This is a genomic window from Sphingomonas sorbitolis, assembly GCF_036663875.1.
In the GTDB taxonomy this organism is placed as follows: domain Bacteria; phylum Pseudomonadota; class Alphaproteobacteria; order Sphingomonadales; family Sphingomonadaceae; genus Sphingomonas.
Genome location: NZ_JAXOJS010000001.1, coordinates 981,406 through 999,120 on the forward strand (window position 1 = coordinate 981,406; position 17,715 = coordinate 999,120).

The 17,715-nt window shown below is 65.5% G+C and carries 18 protein-coding genes and 2 tRNA genes; 11 read left to right on the top strand and 9 right to left on the bottom strand.

All coding sequences use genetic code 11. The features are described from left to right. Positions 1-13: 13 nt before the first annotated feature. Together U1763_RS04025 and relB are read right to left on the bottom strand one after the other, a co-directional pair. Complete coding sequence (locus tag U1763_RS04025; protein WP_243643377.1) at positions 14-343, bottom strand: type II toxin-antitoxin system PemK/MazF family toxin; 330 nt, start codon at positions 341-343, stop codon at positions 14-16. Next, on the bottom strand, positions 340-570 hold the full coding sequence (gene relB, locus U1763_RS04030; RefSeq protein WP_056482291.1) for a type II toxin-antitoxin system RelB family antitoxin: 231 nt from the start codon (positions 568-570) through the stop codon (positions 340-342). Before relB ends, U1763_RS04025 begins: the two co-directional genes overlap by 4 nt. Positions 571-700: 130 nt before the next feature. On the opposite strand from relB, the gene U1763_RS04035 reads away from it, so the two are divergent. Further along, positions 701-1,210, top strand: coding sequence for a TlpA family protein disulfide reductase (locus U1763_RS04035; RefSeq protein WP_332754205.1), 510 nt, complete (start codon positions 701-703; stop codon positions 1,208-1,210). Here U1763_RS04035 and U1763_RS04040 read toward each other — a convergent pair. The 3 genes from U1763_RS04040 to gap all read right to left on the bottom strand — a co-directional run bounded on the left by U1763_RS04040 (position 1,207) and on the right by gap (position 4,012). Further along, on the bottom strand, positions 1,207-2,397 hold the full coding sequence (locus tag U1763_RS04040) for a phosphoglycerate kinase (protein WP_132739956.1): 1,191 nt from the start codon (positions 2,395-2,397) through the stop codon (positions 1,207-1,209). The genes U1763_RS04035 and U1763_RS04040 overlap by 4 nt on opposite strands. Further along, the gene (locus U1763_RS04045) at positions 2,394-2,804 is read right to left on the bottom strand and encodes an MOSC domain-containing protein (RefSeq protein WP_332754206.1); all 411 of its coding nucleotides are present in this window, start codon (positions 2,802-2,804) and stop codon (positions 2,394-2,396) included. Before U1763_RS04045 ends, U1763_RS04040 begins: the two co-directional genes overlap by 4 nt. A 197-nt stretch (positions 2,805-3,001) precedes the next feature. Then, positions 3,002-4,012, bottom strand: coding sequence for a type I glyceraldehyde-3-phosphate dehydrogenase (gene gap, locus U1763_RS04050; RefSeq protein WP_332754207.1), 1,011 nt, complete (start codon positions 4,010-4,012; stop codon positions 3,002-3,004). 144 nt (positions 4,013-4,156) lie between these two features. Between gap and U1763_RS04055 the strand changes: the two genes are divergently transcribed. The 4 genes from U1763_RS04055 to U1763_RS04070 all read left to right on the top strand — a co-directional run bounded on the left by U1763_RS04055 (position 4,157) and on the right by U1763_RS04070 (position 5,594). Then, the gene (locus tag U1763_RS04055) at positions 4,157-4,351 is read left to right on the top strand and encodes a hypothetical protein (protein ID WP_181321090.1); all 195 of its coding nucleotides are present in this window, start codon (positions 4,157-4,159) and stop codon (positions 4,349-4,351) included. Then, positions 4,351-4,659 carry a cell division protein ZapA gene (locus tag U1763_RS04060; protein ID WP_332754208.1) on the top strand — a complete coding sequence of 103 codons (309 nt, stop codon included), beginning with the start codon at positions 4,351-4,353 and terminating at the stop codon, positions 4,657-4,659. The genes U1763_RS04055 and U1763_RS04060 overlap by 1 nt, the downstream gene beginning before the upstream one ends. Positions 4,660-4,863: 204 nt before the next feature. After that, entirely contained in the window at positions 4,864-5,397 is a 534-nt protein-coding gene (locus tag U1763_RS04065; protein ID WP_332754209.1) for a 5-formyltetrahydrofolate cyclo-ligase, read from the top strand. After that, on the top strand, positions 5,394-5,594 hold the full coding sequence (locus U1763_RS04070; RefSeq protein ID WP_132739963.1) for a DUF2842 domain-containing protein: 201 nt from the start codon (positions 5,394-5,396) through the stop codon (positions 5,592-5,594). Before U1763_RS04065 ends, U1763_RS04070 begins: the two co-directional genes overlap by 4 nt. 272 nt (positions 5,595-5,866) lie before the next feature. Here U1763_RS04070 and U1763_RS04075 read toward each other — a convergent pair. The 4 genes from U1763_RS04075 to U1763_RS04090 all read right to left on the bottom strand — a co-directional run bounded on the left by U1763_RS04075 (position 5,867) and on the right by U1763_RS04090 (position 9,388). Further along, positions 5,867-5,943 (bottom strand) — tRNA-Asp (locus U1763_RS04075). A 98-nt stretch (positions 5,944-6,041) separates the two neighbouring features. Further along, a tRNA-Asp gene (locus tag U1763_RS04080) sits at positions 6,042-6,118 on the bottom strand. Positions 6,119-6,172: 54 nt separating this feature from the next. Then, complete coding sequence (locus U1763_RS04085; RefSeq protein ID WP_332754410.1) at positions 6,173-7,321, bottom strand: AI-2E family transporter; 1,149 nt, start codon at positions 7,319-7,321, stop codon at positions 6,173-6,175. A 360-nt stretch (positions 7,322-7,681) separates the two neighbouring features. Continuing rightward, the gene (locus U1763_RS04090; protein WP_332754411.1) at positions 7,682-9,388 is read right to left on the bottom strand and encodes a class I adenylate-forming enzyme family protein; all 1,707 of its coding nucleotides are present in this window, start codon (positions 9,386-9,388) and stop codon (positions 7,682-7,684) included. A 193-nt stretch (positions 9,389-9,581) separates the two neighbouring features. Between U1763_RS04090 and U1763_RS04095 the strand changes: the two genes are divergently transcribed. The 6 genes from U1763_RS04095 (at position 9,582) to U1763_RS04120 (ending at position 17,711) form a co-directional block, all read left to right on the top strand. Next, positions 9,582-10,802 (top strand): serine hydrolase domain-containing protein, encoded by a 1,221-nt coding sequence (locus U1763_RS04095; RefSeq protein WP_332754210.1) that lies wholly within the window; start codon positions 9,582-9,584, stop codon positions 10,800-10,802. A 114-nt stretch (positions 10,803-10,916) separates the two neighbouring features. Further along, positions 10,917-12,956: a 3-hydroxyacyl-CoA dehydrogenase NAD-binding domain-containing protein gene (locus U1763_RS04100; RefSeq protein ID WP_332754211.1), complete on the top strand. Its 2,040-nt coding sequence runs from the start codon at positions 10,917-10,919 to the stop codon at positions 12,954-12,956. 37 nt (positions 12,957-12,993) lie between these two features. Beyond that, positions 12,994-14,298, top strand: a complete 1,305-nt coding sequence (locus U1763_RS04105; RefSeq protein WP_332754212.1) for an amidase family protein — start codon at positions 12,994-12,996, stop codon at positions 14,296-14,298. 4 nt (positions 14,299-14,302) lie between these two features. Then, positions 14,303-15,484, top strand: a complete 1,182-nt coding sequence (locus U1763_RS04110) for an acyl-CoA dehydrogenase family protein (protein WP_120300063.1) — start codon at positions 14,303-14,305, stop codon at positions 15,482-15,484. Positions 15,485-15,622: 138 nt separating this feature from the next. Further along, positions 15,623-16,750, top strand: coding sequence for an acyl-CoA dehydrogenase family protein (locus U1763_RS04115; RefSeq protein WP_332754213.1), 1,128 nt, complete (start codon positions 15,623-15,625; stop codon positions 16,748-16,750). A gap of 73 nt (positions 16,751-16,823) precedes the next feature. Continuing rightward, positions 16,824-17,711 carry an acyl-CoA thioesterase gene (locus U1763_RS04120; protein ID WP_332754214.1) on the top strand — a complete coding sequence of 296 codons (888 nt, stop codon included), beginning with the start codon at positions 16,824-16,826 and terminating at the stop codon, positions 17,709-17,711. Positions 17,712-17,715: the final 4 nt, after the last annotated feature.

The window sequence follows — 17,715 nt, forward strand, 5'->3', positions numbered from 1 at the left end:
GGTAAATCCTGTCTTAGAGTTCGAGCCAGCGGCGCAGCGCGTCGTCGACTCGGGTCATGGTGGTGATGGGTATCGTACCGATAATCTCGACGATTTTGTTGCGGTCGAGCGTATCAACCTTGTCGATCTGGATCTCGCTATCGCGAAATAGGCCGGTTTCCGCCGATGCCTCGAGCGACACGCGAAACAGGCTCGTCCCGCTAATGACGCTGGTCAGCGGACATAGAGAAATCGTCGCGTGATCGGCAAAAAGGTCTGATTGGACGACAAGAAAGGGGCGCGGCTTGCTAGAGAAGTCGCCCTTGCCCGCCCCGACGACGATCATACCGCGGACGAATTTCATGCAGGGGGCGCCCCGATTAGTGCGTCCCAATCCTCTTCACCTGCCTGCCTATCGTGATCAGCCGCCGCGAGCGACTGACGTCGTGCCTCCGCCAGGAACGCCTCGTCGTGGCGTTCGACGTAGCGTCGCACGGCTTCGCGTGCGATATCGCTCTTGCTGCGCCCTTGGGTGCGCGCAACCGCTGCGAGTCGTTCTTCGAGTTCGCTATCGAGCCTGACGCCGAGCATCCGTGTCTCCGTTTAACATGTTAAACATAGGCGCGCGGATAGCCGGGATCAATCCCCTGCCCGCTCGGTTTGCCGCGTGATTGACGGAAGGTCGTCGGACGCGGAGAGTGTCGACGGGGGGACAAGAGCGATGACGATTTTGCGCGGGATCATGACGTGTGCGGCGCTGCTGGCGGCATCCGCGGCACCGGGACCAGCAACGGCAACGACCGCTGCGGTAAAGATCGGCGAGCGCTCACCCGACTTCGAACTGACGCTGATCGACGGCAGCAAGGTCCGCAGCGCCGACCTTCGCGGCCAAGTCGTAGTCCTGAATTTCTGGGCGACGTGGTGCGGGCCGTGCAAGGCGGAACTGCCGCTGCTCGATAATTACTACCGGCTTCGCAAGGACAATGGCCTGCGGGTATTTGCGGTGGCGACGGAAGGTTCGCTGCCCGCGTACAAACTCAAGCCGCTGTTCGCAGCGATGACGATCCCGTCCGCACGCCGGATCAAGGGCCCGTTTGCGGTTCTGGGCGCGCTGCCGACCAACTACATCATCGATCGCGCCGGTATCGTTCGCTATGCGAAAACCGGCGCGTTCGACCTGGACGCCTTGAACGGCCTGCTGGTCCCGATGCTTCGGGAGCCCGCATCCTAGCGGGTCAGCGCGGCGACGCCGGGAAGGTCCTTGCCTTCCATCCATTCGAGGAACGCGCCGCCAGCGGTCGAGACGAACGTGAATGCGTCCGCGACGCCCGCATGGTTGAGCGCCGCGACCGTATCGCCGCCGCCTGCGACCGAGACGAGCGAGCCGCCTTCAGTGAGGGCCGCAGCGGTCTTGGCGAGCGCAACGGTCGCCTTGTCGAACGGCGGCGTCTCGAACGCGCCGAGCGGACCGTTCCAAACCAGCGTGCGGCAGTTCTTCAGCACGTCGCCAAGCGACTCGACCGCCGCAGGACCAACGTCGAGGATCATCTCGTCAGCCGCGACTTCGTGGACGTTGACAGTGCGGGTGGCGGGGTTCGGCTTGAACTCTTTAGCGACCACGACGTCATACGGCAGGTGAACCGTGCAGTTCGCCTTGTCCGCAGCTTCCATGATCTGTTCGCAAACGCTCGCAAGCTCATGCTCGCAAAGGCTTTTGCCTACATCGACACCGCGTGCCGCGAGGAAGGTATTCGCCATGCCGCCGCCGATGATCAGATGATCGACCTTGGTGACGAGATGCCGCAGCACGTCGAGCTTCGACGACACCTTCGCGCCGCCGACGACGGCCGCAACCGGGTGCTCGGGCGCGCCGAGCGCCTTCTGGAGCGCGTCGAGTTCGGCTTCCATCGCGCGGCCGGCAAAGGCGGGTAGGACGTGCGCGAGCCCCTCGGTCGAGGCGTGCGCGCGGTGCGCGGCGGAGAAGGCATCGTTGACATACAGGTCGCCAAGGCTCGCGAAACGCTTGACCACCGCTTCGTCGTTGGTCTCTTCACCACCGAAGAAGCGCGTGTTCTCAAGCACCGCGATGTCACCGGGCTCCAGCGTCGCGACGGCGTCATCCGCCCCTTCCCAGTCGATGTAGCGGACTTCGCGCCCGAGCACTTCACTGTACGGCTTAACGACCTGCGACAGCGAGAACTCCGGGCTCGGCACGCCCTTGGGACGACCGAAATGCGCGAGGACGAGGACGATCGCGCCCTTGTCGGCAAGCTCGCCTACGGTCGCGACGGTCGCGCGCAGGCGGGTGTCGTCGGTCACATGCCCCTCTGCCATCGGCACGTTGAGGTCTTCGCGGACGAGCACGCGCTTGCCCTGGATGTCGCCCATATCATCGAGCGTCTTGAATGGCTTGGTCATGGTTCTTCGATCCTGATCTCATCACCGACGGCGATTCTGCCGCCCATCAAAACTCGGGCGCACGCCCCGCCACGCCAGTCCGGCGTCAGCGCGGCGAACAATCCCGGCGCCAGTGCATCCATGCGGTCGCACGGATCGGTGTGGCGCGTCACCTCCAGCACGACGTCCGCGCCGATGCGCAGCCGCGTGCCGGGTATCTGGGGAAGATCGAAGCCGTCGACGAGCAGGTTCGCGCGGCGCTCGTACCACGGGATATCGTGGCCGACCTCCGCCATCGCCGCGGCCCAGTCGCCACGCTCCAGCAACGTGACCTGGCGCCGGCCCTTGCCGCCCGGCTTCACATAGCCGCGAAAGTCGCCGTGCAGTCCCGCCTCGATGGTGATCTCGACATGGTCGATCACCTCCATCGGGGCTTTCGCGCGGGGGTGTCGGGCGATCCCGGCGATCTGACCGATCAACGGCCCATCCCAATGTCCGTCACCCCAGCGAACGCTGGGGTCTCCTCGTTGGCGGGCGTCTCGACCCGAATGGGGAGATCCCAGCTTTCGCTGGGATGACGGTTTTGGTCGGACCGGAAGTTGTAGGAATGCAGCGTCCGTCTACCTTAGATGAACTTCGCCATCGCGGTGGCGGTATCGACCATGCGGTTCGAGAAGCCCCACTCGTTATCGTACCAGCTGACGACGCGAACCAGCTTGCCGTCGATCACCGCGGTCTCCAGGCTGTCGATCGTCGACGACGCCGGGGTATGCTGGAGATCGATCGACACGAGCGGCTCGTCCGACCAGTCGAGCACGCCGACCAGCGGGCCGCTCTCGGAGGCCGCCTTCAGCACCGCATTCACCTCTTCACGCGTCGTATCGCGCGACGGGGTGAAGGTCAGGTCGATCAGCGACACGTCCGGCACCGGCACGCGGATCGCCGAACCGTCGAGCTTGCCCTTCAGCTCCGGCAGCACTTCGGCAACCGCACGCGCGGCACCGGTCGTCGTCGGGATCATCGACATCGCCGCTGCACGCGCGCGACGCAGGTCCGGGTGGATCTGGTCGAGGATCTTCTGGTCGTTGGTGTAGGCGTGGACGGTCGTCATCAGGCCGCGCTCGATGCCGATCGCATCGTTCAGGACCTTGGCGACGGGCGCGAGGCAGTTGGTGGTGCACGACGCATTCGAGACGATCGTGTGCTCGGCGGTCAGCTTGTCGTGGTTGACGCCGTAGACGACCGTCAGGTCGACGTTCTTGCCCGGTGCCGAGATCAGCACCTTCTTGGCGCCTGCATCGAGATGCTTCTGGCAGCTTGCCTTGTCGGTGAAGAAGCCGGTGCACTCGAGGACGATGTCGACGCCCAGCTCGGCGTGCGGCAGGTTGGCCGGGTCACGCTCGGCAGTGACGCGGATGCGCTTGCCGTCGACGACCAGCTCGTTGCCTTCGGCCGAAACTTCGCCCGGATAATTGCCGTGGACGCTGTCGCGCTTGAACAGCCAGGCGTTCGACTTCGCATCGCCGAGATCGTTGATCGCGACGAGTTCGAGTGCGCCGTTCGACTGTTCGAGTACCGCACGGGCGACGAGACGGCCGATGCGCCCGAAACCGTTGATCGCAACCTTGACCGTCATTGCTGTCTCTCCGCTACGCCCGCGAGTCCGTTCCGGGCGCGCAGCCTTTGCGGGGCGGTGGGGCGCCCTGTCAACACCGTGGATGGTGTTGGGTTTCGCCTAAACCGACTTGTCGCACCCCCCGTCCATGCTATCTCGCATGGCATGTCAGAAACACTTCCCGACGGACCAACTGCCGTCGAACGGATCGACGCCGCGATCGCACGGATCGAATCCGCCATTGCAGCCCGCACCGAAGCCGGCGACGCGCTCGCCAAGCGCCACGCCGCCCTCAAGGCGCGGATGGCCGAAGCCGTCGCCGCGCTCGACGATGTCATCACGCGCGGGAGCCCCAACTGATGGCCCAGATCATGCTCGATATCGGCGGTCGTCCCCACGCCGTAGCCTGCCGCGATGGCGAAGAATCCCGCGTCCGCTTGTTGGGCGCGATGGTCGCGGAACGCTGGGCGACCGCGGACCGCGCGGCCGGCGGTCTCAGCGCGGAGCGCGCGATGCTGTTCGTCGCGCTCATGCTCGCCGACGACCTCGACGAAGCCGCGCACCGGCCACCCGAAGGCTCCGCAGTCAGCGAGATCGCACTCACGCGGATCGCCGATCGTCTTGAAGGCCTCGCACAAGCCCTTGAGCTTAGCCCGCCCAACGCCTAGATTGGCTGTGGCGGGTTCTGCCCGGTACGAGCCTTTATTATCCCTGAGGCTATTCATCATCCATAGGGGGCTGTCCCTGTTAGGATCCTGGTCCGAAGCATATGGTCCCCACCTGACGTACCGTGCGTCAGTGGATAACCCGGCACACGGCCATGGTGGGCCCGCCACACCACCATTTTCTCCCTATTTCAGGGTCGCAAGCGCATGACCGACAAGAGCGCGCTGAGAGCTTCGCTCCGCGCCGCGCGGGAAGCGCGCCCGCCGGTCGAGCTTCCTGTGCCGTCGGCGTTTCTGGCACGGCTGAAACCCGGATTGACGGTCGCTTCCTACGTCCCGTTCGGGGGCGAAGCGGACCCCTCGCCCTTCGCGCGCGCCGCGGTCGATGCCGGATGCGTCATCGCCCTGCCCCATGTCGTCCGCCGCTCGTTGCCGATGCGCTTCCTGTCATGGGCAACCGAGGCGGCGCTGATCGCTGGGCCGTTCGGGCTGCACCAGCCCGCCGCAGACGCCGCCGAACTCGAACCCGACATCATCCTGACCCCGCTCGTCGGCTTCGATCGCCGCGGCAACCGGATCGGCCAGGGCGCCGGCTATTACGACCGCGCCTTCCTCGCGCACCCGAACGCGTGGCGTGTCGGCATTGCGCTATCGGTGCAGCAGGTCGATAGCCTGACCCCAGACCCGTGGGACGTCCCGCTCCACGCTATCGCCACCGAATCAGACTGGATCACGCCATGACGCCAACCTGGCGCAAACCCGTCGGCATGCTCGGCATCTTGCTACTGATCTTGGTGTGGTGCGTAGCCATCGTCAGCCTCTCGAACATCGTCGGCAGCTGGCACTGGCTGGCGCAATTGGTGTTCTACCTGTTCACCGGCTTGATCTGGATCGCACCGTTGAAGCCAGTCCTGCGCTGGATGGAGCTGGGGCGGTAACCCAGCCCCGGCTCCCTGCGCCGATGCGCTCCGCTGCCCCCCTGGCCCCCACCGTTCGTCCTGAGTAGCCATCGAGTAGCCGCGCAGCGGCGTATCGAAGGACAGGTGGGGCGCGGAACCCATGCTTCGATACGAGCCCTCGGTACGCTTCTTCGAAGCTACTCGGTCTCTACTCAGCACGAACGGTGTATGGGGAGATGGTCCTGACCAAGCGGCAGGACGGAATGCCCGCAGCATCCAAAACTTTGAAGGGTCTCGGCCACCCATTAGGGTGGCGCGAGTGACGGGACTCGAACCCGCGACCTCCGGCGTGACAGGCCGGCGCTCTAACCAACTGAGCTACACCCGCATTCCCAATGACGAACCCTAGCGTCCCAAGGGACACGCGGGAAGGCTCGTCAAAACCTTAACACTATCTCGAACCATCTACCCGGTCGGGGCAAACGATGGCGCGAGTGACGGGACTCGAACCCGCGACCTCCGGCGTGACAGGCCGGCGCTCTAACCAACTGAGCTACACCCGCTGAAACAGCGTGGAGGCGGCAACTAGGCGAGGGTTCGGATACCGTCAACCCAAATTATCCGCCTGTTTCACGTTGTGCCTCGGGCGGGTCCCCGCGCCGACGGTTTCGCCCGGTCTTGGGCTGCACCAGCGTCCCGTGCTCGAACAGGAACCCGGCGATATCGGGCTTGCCAGCGGCCTTCACGATCGTCTGGATGATGATCAGCAGCGGAACCGCTAGCAGTGCGCCCGACGTGCCCCACACCCATCCCCAGAAGCTCAGAGAGATCAGGATCAGCAACGGGCTGATCGTCAGCCGATGCCCGACCACGAACGGCGTGATCGCGTTCGCCTCGACCAGGTGCAGCCCGTACATCAGCGCCGGCGGCAGCATCGCCATCCAGATGTCCGAGAACGTCATCAGCCCCCCCAGCGCGAGCAGGAACGCACCGATCACGGGCCCGAAATACGGGATGTAATTCAGCAGCGCGACGATCCCGCCCCACATCGCCGGATACGGCATGCCGATGAACCACAACGCAGTCCCGGTGACGATTCCGAGCACGATGTTGATCAGCGTGATCGTGCCGAGATACGCCGACACATCGTCGACGATATCCTGGATCACCCGAGCGGTCGCCATCGCCCCGTCGAAGCTGGTCCGCCCGGTGATCGTCTGCCGCCGCATCCGCGTCCAGCCCGACAGGAAGAAGAACACGATCAGCACGCCGAACAAAATTTGAACGATCACGGCAGGCGCCGATGTTGCAGCGAGTTCGAGGATGGATCCTGGCGCAGCAACCCCTGCGGTCGCCGGCTGCTTGATCGGCGTAGACGCGACTTGCCGCAGCGTCTTGTTCACGTACTTCTCGAGGCTCGAATACAAATCGAGCAGCGGTGCAAGGTTACTCTGGATCCGATCCAACCGGGTCGGCAGCAGGCGGAAGAAATCGGTCGCAGGTACGAGGATCGCGGCGATCGCGATGTTCGCGGCGATCAGGAACACGAGGATGCACAGGATCGCGGCGAGCGGCGAAGGCACATGCCGCCTCTCGAGCCATTCCAGCACCGGCACGAGCGCGACCGAAATCACGAGCGCGATCGTCAGCGGCAGGAAGAACTCCGCCCCCGATTTCAGCGCGAACGGCGTGGCGAGGATCAGCCCGACACCCGCGGTCAGCGTCAACGCCGCGAGCAAACGATCGCGCCGCTGCGCGATCCGCATCGCATCCTCGACCCCGACCGCGATCGGCAGCCCGAACGCGCTCTCCGCCGGCGGACCTTCTGCGACGATGTCGTCCCCGCCCCCCGGCTGGTGCGTTTCCTGGCGAAGACCCTCGTCCGTCATGGCAATTCCTTTGCCACTCCCATCCCGTAATCCTGGCCGGCATTCAAGCGGCGCGCGGTGCCAGCGCGATGGAATTCCTCGAAAAGACCGCGTTATGTCTGATCATGCCTTGATCCCGAGACTCCCGCTCTTCGTCTTCCTGACGAAAGTCAGGAGCCAGAGCCAAAAAGCGCTACCCTCCGTTACCCTGGGTCCTGACGGTCGTCAGGATGACGGAGCAGTATCAGGTACGGTCTCCTACGCCGACACCCCCAACCGGTCCTCGAACAGCACCTGCAGATCCTTCTTCAGGATCTTCCCGTTCGCATTCCGCGGCAAAGTCTCATGCACGAAGCGTACTGCAACCGGCGTCTTGAACGCCGCCAGATGTTGCCGCACCCAACCCTGCAACTCCGCCTCGGTCGTCACCGCTCCCGGTGCGAGATGCACCACCGCCGCCGGCTCCTCGCCGAGGATCCGATGCGGGATGCCGATCAGCGCCGCGTCGGTCACGGCGGGATGCGCATAGAGGACGTTCTCGACCTCGCTGGAGTAGATGTTCTCGCCGCCGCGGATGATCATGTCCTTGGCGCGGTCGACTATGTAGCAGAATCCCTCGTCGTCCAGCCTGGCTAGGTCGCCGGTTCGGACCCAGCCGTCGACGAAGGTCGAGGCGGTCGCGTCAGGCTTGTTCCAATACCCCTTCACGATCATCGGCCCGCGCGCCCAGAGTTCGCCGACTTCGCCCAGAGGCATCTCCGTCACGCCGTCGTCCGCCATGATCTTCAGGTCGGCCGCCGCGACCGGAGGCCCCGCGCTGGTCGGGCGGTTGAGATAATCCTCGGCCCCATGATGCGTGACGGTTGCCATCGTCTCGGTCATGCCCCAGCCATTGCCGGGCATCGCGCCGAACTCGGCATGGATCCTCTTCACCAATTCGGGTGCCGCCGGCGCGCCGCCGTAGGCGATCGATTCGAGCGAGGAGAGGTCGTAGCGGCCGCGGTCGGGGTGCTCCAGCAGTTGCCAGGCAATTGTCGGCACGCCGCCGGTGATGTTGACCTTCTCGCGCTCGATGATCTCCATCGCCCGCACGGTGTCCCATTTCCGCATGAAGATCATCGTGCTGCCGGTCGCGATCACCCCCATCATCCCCGCCGAGCAGGCGGTGACGTGGAACAGCGGGATCACGGTCAAGGTCACGCGCGGCGTCGGTTCGGGCGGTGCCTCGCCGCGCCGCAGGAACGAGCGGGCGGAGGAATAGCCGCCGGACATGATGTTCGACATCATGTTGCGGTGCGTGCCGAGTGCCCCCTTGGGCGCGCCGGTGGTTCCGCTGGTGTAGAAGATCGTCGCATCGTCGTCGGGCGCGATGGTCGCCTCGGGCAGGCCGACATCGGGCAACGCAGCCCAGTCGTGCGGGGTGCCGATCACGTCCTCCAGCCGGGTCACGATCCCCGCCAGCGGCTCCGCGGCGCGCGCGACGAACACGTGCTCCAGCGCCGGCAGCGTCGCATACGCCGTCTCCAGCCGGTGATGTCGCTCGTCGTCGGTGATCAGCACGCGCGCGCCCGAATCGGCTAGGCCGTATTCCATCTCCGCGCCGGTCCACCAGGCGTTGAGCGGCACCATGATCGCACCGATGCTGGCGCCTGCAAAGAACGCGACCGGCCATTCGGGCAGGTTGCGCATCGCCAGCGCGACGCGGTCGCCGGGACCGATCCCCATCTCGCGCAACCGGTGCGCCAGCACGGCAATCGCCCGAAAGTTCGCCTCGTAGGTGACGCGCTCGTCTTCATAGGCCGTGAAGACCCGTTCGCCATGCGCGCGCGCCGCCTCGGCCAGCCAGCGCAACGACGGCGGCGCGTTCTTCCAGATGCGCGTTTCGATGCCGTCGATCGTCAGCATCTCCATCTCGAACTTCGCGCCGGGTGCGGTCAGCATTCGCTCGGCATCGGCGAGCGACATCGCCGGCCAGGAGGGATCGAGTGCGATGATCGGTTCGCTTGCCAAGACCGGTTGACTCCAGAGTTGAATTTCGGGTTTGGCTTATCGCCTGTTCGAAGACAGGTTATAGTTGATTCCTGCCGCACTCAAGGCAATAGAGGCACCAAGTTCGAACTAGGGGTATGGAGCAGGTCATGACACGGACGGTCGAATCGTGAAAATCGCTGAACCTGCCGCGCATGGCTTCGATGCGAGCCGGTTGGCGGCGATCGATACGCTGCTCCAGACGCGCTATATCGATTCGGGCAAGCTGCCGAACGCGCAATTGCTGATCGCGCGCGACGGCGAGATCGTCCATTTCTCGAATGCGGGCGCGGCGCGTGAGGGCGGAAAGAGCGTCGACGAAGGATCGCTGTTCCGGATCGCGTCGATGACCAAGCCGATCACCTCGGTCGCGTTCATGATGCTGGTCGAGCAGGGCCTCGTCGCGGTCGATACGCCGGTCCACCACGTGCTGCCCGAGTTCAAGGATATCGGCGTCTATGATGGCGGCGGTGGCGGCGTGCCGTTCGTGACCAGGCCGACCGCCGAGCCGATGCGGATGATCGACCTGCTCCGGCATACCTCGGGGCTGACCTATAGTTTCCAGAACCGCTCGAACGTCGATGCCGCCTACCGCGAGGGCAAGATCGAGGGTTGGCATGGCGGGTATGACCTCGACGGGTTCATCGGCGCGCTGGCGAAGATCCCGCTCGAATTCTCGCCCGGCACCGCGTGGAATTATTCGGTCGCGACCGACGTCCTGGGCGCGGTCGTGCAGCGCGTGTCGGGCCTGCCGCTCGACCAGTTCTTCAAGGAGCGCATTTTCACGCCGCTGAAGATGAAAGACACCTTCTTCCAGGTTCCCAAGGGCAAGCTCGATCGTCTGACCGACTGCTACACGCTGCTGCCGGGCAAGGGCCGCGTGATGTACGATCGCGGTGCCGAGAGCGCGTGGAGCCGCGCGCCGAAGCTTCTGTCCGGCGGCGGCGGGCTCGTCTCGACCGCGCTCGATTATCACCGGTTCAATACGATGCTGCTGAACGGTGGCGAACTCGACGGCGCCCGCATCCTCGGGCGAAAGACGCTCGACCTGATGACGCAGAACCACCTGCCGGGAAAATCGGATCTCGCGGCGATGTCGAAGTCGCTGTTCAGCGAGGCCTCGAACGCCGGCACCGGGTTCGGGCTCGGGTTCGCGATTACCGATGACGTCGCGAAGACGATGGTGCCGGGATCGAAGGGCGAGTTCTACTGGGGCGGGATGTTCTCGACCGCATTCTTCGTCGATCCCGTCGAGAGGCTGTCGATGGTCTTCATGACGCAGCTTTCGCCGAGCAGTTTCTATCCCATCCGCCGAGAGCTGAAGACGATGATCTACGCGGCGATGACCTGATCCCCAATGGCCGTCATCCCGGCGGACGCCGGGACCCACGGCCGCACGCACACCGAATTTGGCTCTGGGTCCCGGCGTTCGCCGGGATGACGGGGCCGGCACCAGGAGACTAGAATGACCCCCTCGTCCAGCCCGATCCGCACCGAACGCCATGACGACGTGCTCGTCATCATCTCGAACAATCCCCCCGTCAACGCGCTCGGCGCAGCAGTCCGCCAGGGCCTCGAAGCCGCGATCAAGGAAGGCGTGAAAGACGACAGCATCACCGCGATGGTGATTCGCTGCGACGGCCGCACGTTCTTCGCGGGTGCCGACATCACCGAGTTCGGCAAGGAGATGGTCGAGCCCGGCTTGCCCACCGTCGTCGACATGATCGAGGCGTCGTCGAAGCCCGTCGTCTCGGCGATCCACGGCACCGCGCTCGGCGGCGGTTGCGAAGTCACGCTCGGCTGCCACTACCGGGTCGCCGTCCCCTCGGCGAAGATCGGTACGCCCGAAGTGAAGCTCGGCCTGCTGCCCGGCGCGGGTGGCACGCAACGCATTCCGCGGATCGCCGGCGTGAAGCTCGCGCTGGAGATGACTGCGAAGGGCGATCCGATCTCGGCGAAGAAGGCGCTCGACGCCGGCCTGATCGACAAGATCGTCGACGAGGACTCGCTCGAGGCCGATGCCGTCGCCTTTGCACGCGAGATCGCGACCAAGCGCCCCCTTCCCCGCGCGTCCGAAAAGACGGCGCAGGCCGATCCGGATGCAGTCGCCGCATTCCAGAAGGAGAATGCGCGTCGTTTTCGGAACTTCGACGCGCCAGCCGCCAACATCGCCTGCGTCGAGAAGGCCGCGGACGGCTCCAGTTTCGAGGAAGGCATCGCGTTCGAACGCCAGGAGTTCATGAAGCTCATGATGGGCGTGCAATCGGCCGCGCAACGCCACATCTTTTTCGCCGAGCGCCAGGCGGCCAAGATCGACGACGTCCCTGCCGACACCAAGCTTCGCGAAATCAAGCGCGTCGGCGTGATCGGCGCGGGTACGATGGGCGGCGGCATCTCGATGAACTTCCTGTCGGCGGGCATCCCCGTGACGATCGTGGAGATGCAGCAGGACGCGCTCGACCGCGGCACCGGCGTCGTGCGGAAGAACTACGAGGCGACCGCGGCGAAGGGCCGGATGAAGCCCGAGCAGGTCGAACAGGCGATGGGCGCGCTGAAACCGACGCTGGACTTTGCCGATCTCGCCGAATGCGACCTGATCATCGAGGCGGTGTACGAGACGATGGAGGTGAAGAAAGAGATCTTCACCAAGCTCGACGCGATCGCCAAGCCGGGCGCGATCCTGGCGTCGAACACGTCGTATCTGGATATCGATGCGATCGCGGCGTGCACGAAGCGGCCCGAGGACGTGGTCGGGATGCACTTCTTCTCGCCCGCCAACGTGATGAAATTGCTCGAGGTGGTACGCGGCGACAAGACCGCGGACGACGTGCTGGCGACCGTCATGGCACTCGCGAAGAAGATCAAGAAGGTCGCCGTCGTTGCGGGCGTCACCTACGGATTCATCGGCAATCGCATGCTGATGCCGCGGCAGGTCGAGGCGACCAAGCTGCTGCTGGAAGGTGCGAGCCCGGAGCAGATCGACAAGGTCCATGTCGCGTTCGGGATGCCGATGGGACCGTTTCAGATGAGCGATCTCGCCGGCGTCGACATCGGCTGGCACCGCGATCCGAGCCGGATCGAGAACATCCGCGATGCGCTGGCGGCGGAGAACCGCTGGGGCCAGAAGACCAAGGCGGGGTTCTACGATTACGACGAGAAGCGGACGCCGTCGAACTCGGCACGCGTCACCGAGATCATCGACGATTTCCGCAAGAAGTCGGGCGTGACGCCGCGCGAGATCAGCGACGAAGAGATCGTCGTGCGCACACTCTACACGATGGTCAACGAAGGCGCGCTGATCCTTGAAGAGGGCAAGGCACAGCGCGCGTCGGACGTCGATGTGGTGTGGATCTATGGGTATGGCTGGCCGGTGTACCGCGGTGGCCCGATGTTCTGGGCGCAGTCCGAGGGGTTGGCGAAGGTTGTCGCGGGCTTGGAGAAATACGGGTTCCCGGTGGCTAAGTCGCTGAAGGACGCGGCGGTATCGGGTGGTCGGCTGAAGTGATCGGTCGCCGTCGTTTCTTGCCGGTAGTCGATCGCTGATGGAGCGGTCCGCGCTCCAGACGGCGGCGGCGATCCGTGCGGGCGAGACGACCGCGCTCGCCGAGTGCGACGCGGCGATCGCGCGGATCGAGGCGCGCGACGGTGCGATTAACGCCGTCGTCGTCCGCGATTTCGTGCGGGCGCGCGAGGCGGCGCGGGCGCTCGATGCGGAGGGTTCGGACGATCGTCCGCTGTTCGGCGTGCCGATGACGGTCAAGGAGTCGTTCGACGTCGCCGGCCTGCCGACCAGCTGGGGCGTCGGGGTCCACCGCGACAATATCGTCGACCGCGATGCCGTGGCCGTCACGCGGCTGAAGGCGGCGGGCGCGGTGATCCTTGGCAAGACCAACGTGCCGGTGCGGCTGAGCGACTGGCAGGCGGACAACCCGATCCATGGCCGGACGAACCATCCGCTCGATCCGACGCTGACGCCCGGCGGATCATCGGGTGGTGCCGCGGCGGCGCTCGCATCGGGCATGGTACCGCTCGAACTCGGCTCCGATATCGGCGGCTCGATCCGTGTGCCGGCCGCGTTTTGTGGCGTCTGGGGGCACAAGCCGACCTATGGCGCCTTGTCCGATCTCGGCCACCGCGTGCCCGGCACCGATGGGGCGAGCGCGGTTCTCGGCGTCATCGGTCCGTTGGCGCGCAATCCGGAGGATCTGGCCGTTGCGCTGGACATCCTCGCCGACATCCCCTTGCCGCGCGCGACCGTCGACTTAGCCCGACCACGCATCCTGCTGCTCAACGCGCATCCCTCGGCACGCGTCGACTCGTCGATCGTCGGCGCGATCGGGCGCGTCGGTGAAGCCCTCGCCGCGGCCGGCGCCACCATTTCAAGCGCACCCCCGCCGATCGACCTCGCAGCGCAGCACGCCGACTATATGCGGATGCTCGGCATCGCGATGACCCGCGGCGGGCCTGCACGCGACGGCAAGGTCGCGACGCTGTCGCACTGGTTCGACCTGCTCGATTCCCAGGCGCGGTTGCAACGCGCCTGGGGTGCGCTGTTCGAGCGGTTCGACGCGGTGATCGCGCCCGCCAGCGGCGTGAACGCCTTCCCGCACATCGCCGAGCGCAACGTCGCGCGGCGCACGCTGTCGATCGACGGCGAGGATACCCCGTTCGGCGTCCAGTTCGCCTGGGCCGGCCTCGCCACCTTCCCCAATCTGCCCGCGACCAGCGTGCCTGTCGGGATCGACCCGCGCGGCCTGCCGATCGGCGTGCAGGTCATCACCAACCGTTACCGCGACCACGACGCGATCGCCGTCGCCGCGCTGTGCAATCGACTAAGCAGGAGCTGATCCGATGTCCGACCTCGACACTTTCCGGTCCGAAACGCGTGCGTGGCTCGCGGAAAACTGCCCGCCCGAGATGCGCAAGCCGGTGCGCTCGGAGGACGACGTCTGCTGGGGCGGGCGCCAGTTCAAGCCTTCCAGCCCCGCGCAGAAGGAGTGGCTCGACAAGATGGCCGCCAAGGGTTGGACGGTGCCCGACTGGCCCAAGGCCTATGGCGGCGGCGGTCTGTCGCCCGCCGAAACCAAGATCCTGCGCGAAGAGATGGCGGCAATAAAGGCACGCAACCCGCTCAATTCGTTCGGGATCTCGATGCTCGGGCCAGCCCTCTTGAAGTACGGCACCGAGGAGCAGAAGCTCGACCACCTGACCAAGATCGCGCGCGGTGAAATCCGCTGGTGTCAGGGGTATTCGGAGCCGAATGCGGGGTCCGACCTTGCCGGGCTTGCGACCTCGGCGGAGGACAAGGGCGACCATTATCTCGTCAACGGACAGAAGGTGTGGACGTCCTATGCCGACAAGGCCGACTGGATCTTCTGCCTCGTCCGCACCGACAAGACGTCGAAGCAGGGCGGGATCAGCTTCGTGCTGTTCGACATGGCCTCGCCGGGCGTGTCGACCAAGCCGATCCTGCTGATCAGCGGCAATTCGCCGTTCTGCGAGACGTTCTTCGACAATGTCGAGGTGCCGAAGGTCAACCGCGTCTACGAGGAGAACAAGGGCTGGGACGTCGCGAAATACCTGCTCGGGCATGAGCGCGAGATGATCTCGGGGATGGGGCTGGCATCGAGCGGCGGCAATCCCTTGATCGATGGCGCGATCGCAACCGTGGGCCTCGGGCATGACGGGCGGCTGGCGGATCCGCTGCTGCGCGCGTCGATCGCGCTGTTCGAGGTTCGGGCGAAGGCGTTCGGCGCGATGTCCGAGCGGTTCATCGACGAGCTGAAGGCGGGCAAGGCGCATCCCGCTCAGCCGAGCATGATGAAATATTACGGAACCGAGCTGAACAAGGGTCGGTACGAATTGATGATGGCGGCGGGCGGATCGGATGCGCTCGAATGGGACAGCGATCGGTCGCGCGGTGGAGCGATCCCGCGGTCGTGGCTGCGGACCAAGGCGAACTCGATCGAGGGCGGGACCAGCGAGATCCAGCTCAACATCATCGCCAAGCGGATTTTGGAATTGCCGGCGTAAGTCCCTCGCCCCTTCGGGGAGAGGGTGCCGCAGCGAAGCGTAGGCGGGAGAGGGGCAGTGGGGCTCGGGCGATCCGACCCAACAGCCCCTCTCCCCGACCCTCTCCCCAACGGGGCGAGGGAGCAGAAGGACGAAAATATGCCACTGTATCTAGACGACGACCAGACCGTCCTTCAGGACACCATCCGCGATTTCGTCGCGGAGCACGCGCCCGTGAGCCACATGAGGGCGTTGCGCGACGCCGATGACGCGACCGGCTTCTCGCGCGACCTGTGGAAGCAGTTCGCGGAGATGGGCTTTACCGGCATCCTTATCGGCGAGGACCAGGGCGGGCTCGGGCTCGGCCATGTCGAGGCGGGTGTGGTGCTGGAGGAGATCGGGCGCAATCTGTCCCCCTCGCCGTTCCTCTCCACCGCGGTTGCCGCAGTCGAAGCGCTTAAGGGTACCGGGCAGGCCGAGCGCTGGTTCCCGGGGATCATCGCCGGCGAAACCGTCGCGGCGCTGGCGATCGATGAGGGTGCCAAGCATCGCGATACGGTCGGGATGATCGCCGAACGCTCGGGCAACGGGTTCAAGCTGACCGGCGCCAAGCGGTTCGTGACCCACGGTCACACCGCCGACCTGATCATCGTCGCTGCGCGCACCGGCGGTAATGCCGACGACACGGATGGCATCACGCTGTTTGCGGTGCCGAAGGACGCTGCCGGGCTGACCGCGAACGCTGAGCGTCTGGCTGATTCGAGCTTGGCCGCGCGGCTCGAGTTCGATGGCGTCGAGGTCGATGCGGATGCGGTGATCGGTGAGGTCGATGCGGGGCGTACGCCGCTCGATCGGCTGTTGCGCGCGGGACGGACCGGGGCGTCGGCAGAGATGCTCGGCGTTGGCGGCGGGGCGATGGACATGACGATCGGCTACATGAAGGAGCGCAAGCAGTTCGGGACGCTGATCGGCAGCTTCCAGGCGCTCCAGCACCGCGCTGCACACCTGTATTCGGAGATGGAGGTGGCGCGGGCCGCCGTTCTGAAGGCGCAGCAATTGCTCGACAAGGGCAGCGACCGCGCGGACGAGGCGGTCTCGGTGGCCAAGGCGATGACCGCGCTGGCGACGACGCTCAGCGTGCAGGAGGGCGTGCAGATGCATGGCGGGATCGGCATGACCGACGAATACGACATCGGCTTCTACATGAAGCGCGCGCGGGTGCTGGCGGAGATGTTCGGCGATGCCAACTTCCATGCGGACCGACTGGCGATAGCGGCGGGGTATTGACCCAAACCTGTCCCCCCGCGAAGGCGGGGGCCCAGTCGGGGCTCCCGCCTTCGCGGGAGATCAAGGAAGTTAGATGCCTGATGAAACTGCCGACGTAACGCCCGAAGCGCTCGCCCAAGGTCTTGTCGACCTGCTCGAAATCGAGGAGGTCGACACCGATCTCTACGTCGGCAAGCGCCAGCCCGGCGGGGTTGGGCGCGTGTTCGGCGGGCAGGTGATCGCGCAGGCGCTCCAGGCCGCGCAACGTTCGACCGACAGCCCCAAGGCGGCGCACTCGATGCACGCGTATTTCATGCGCCCGGGCAACGAGGACTATCCGATCGTCTACCGAGTGGTCCGCGATTTCGAGGGTCGCAGCTTCGCCACCCGTCGCGTAATCGCGATGCAGAAGGGCCAGCCGATCCTCAACATGGCGGCGTCGTTCCAGATGCCGGAGGAAGGCCTGCACCATCAGGACGCGATGCCCGACGTGCCTGCGCCGGAAACGCTACGCTCGGACCGCGATCTGCGGCTCGAGAACATCGACGGCATCCCCGAGAAATTTCGCGCGCACATGCTGCGCTGGCGGCCGATCGAGGTGCGTCCGGTCAACCCGCGCAGTTGGATCGACCCTGTCCCGCAGGAGCCCAACTACGCCAACTGGTTCCGCCTGGTCGCGCCGATCGGCGACGATCCCGCGATGCACCGTGCGATCCTCGCCTATGCGTCCGACATGGCGTTGCTCGGCACGGCCCTTCTGCCGCATGGCAAGAACTGGATCACGCCGGGGCTGCAGACCGCCAGCCTCGATCATTCGCTCTGGCTGCATGAGGATTTCCGCGCGGATGACTGGCTGCTCTACGCCTGCGACAGCCCATGGTCGGGGCACGCGCGCGGCTTCAATCGCGGCAAGATCTTCGCACGGGACGGCCGCCTCGTGGCGAGCGTCGCGCAGGAAGGGCTGATCCGGATGCGCCAGTAACGGA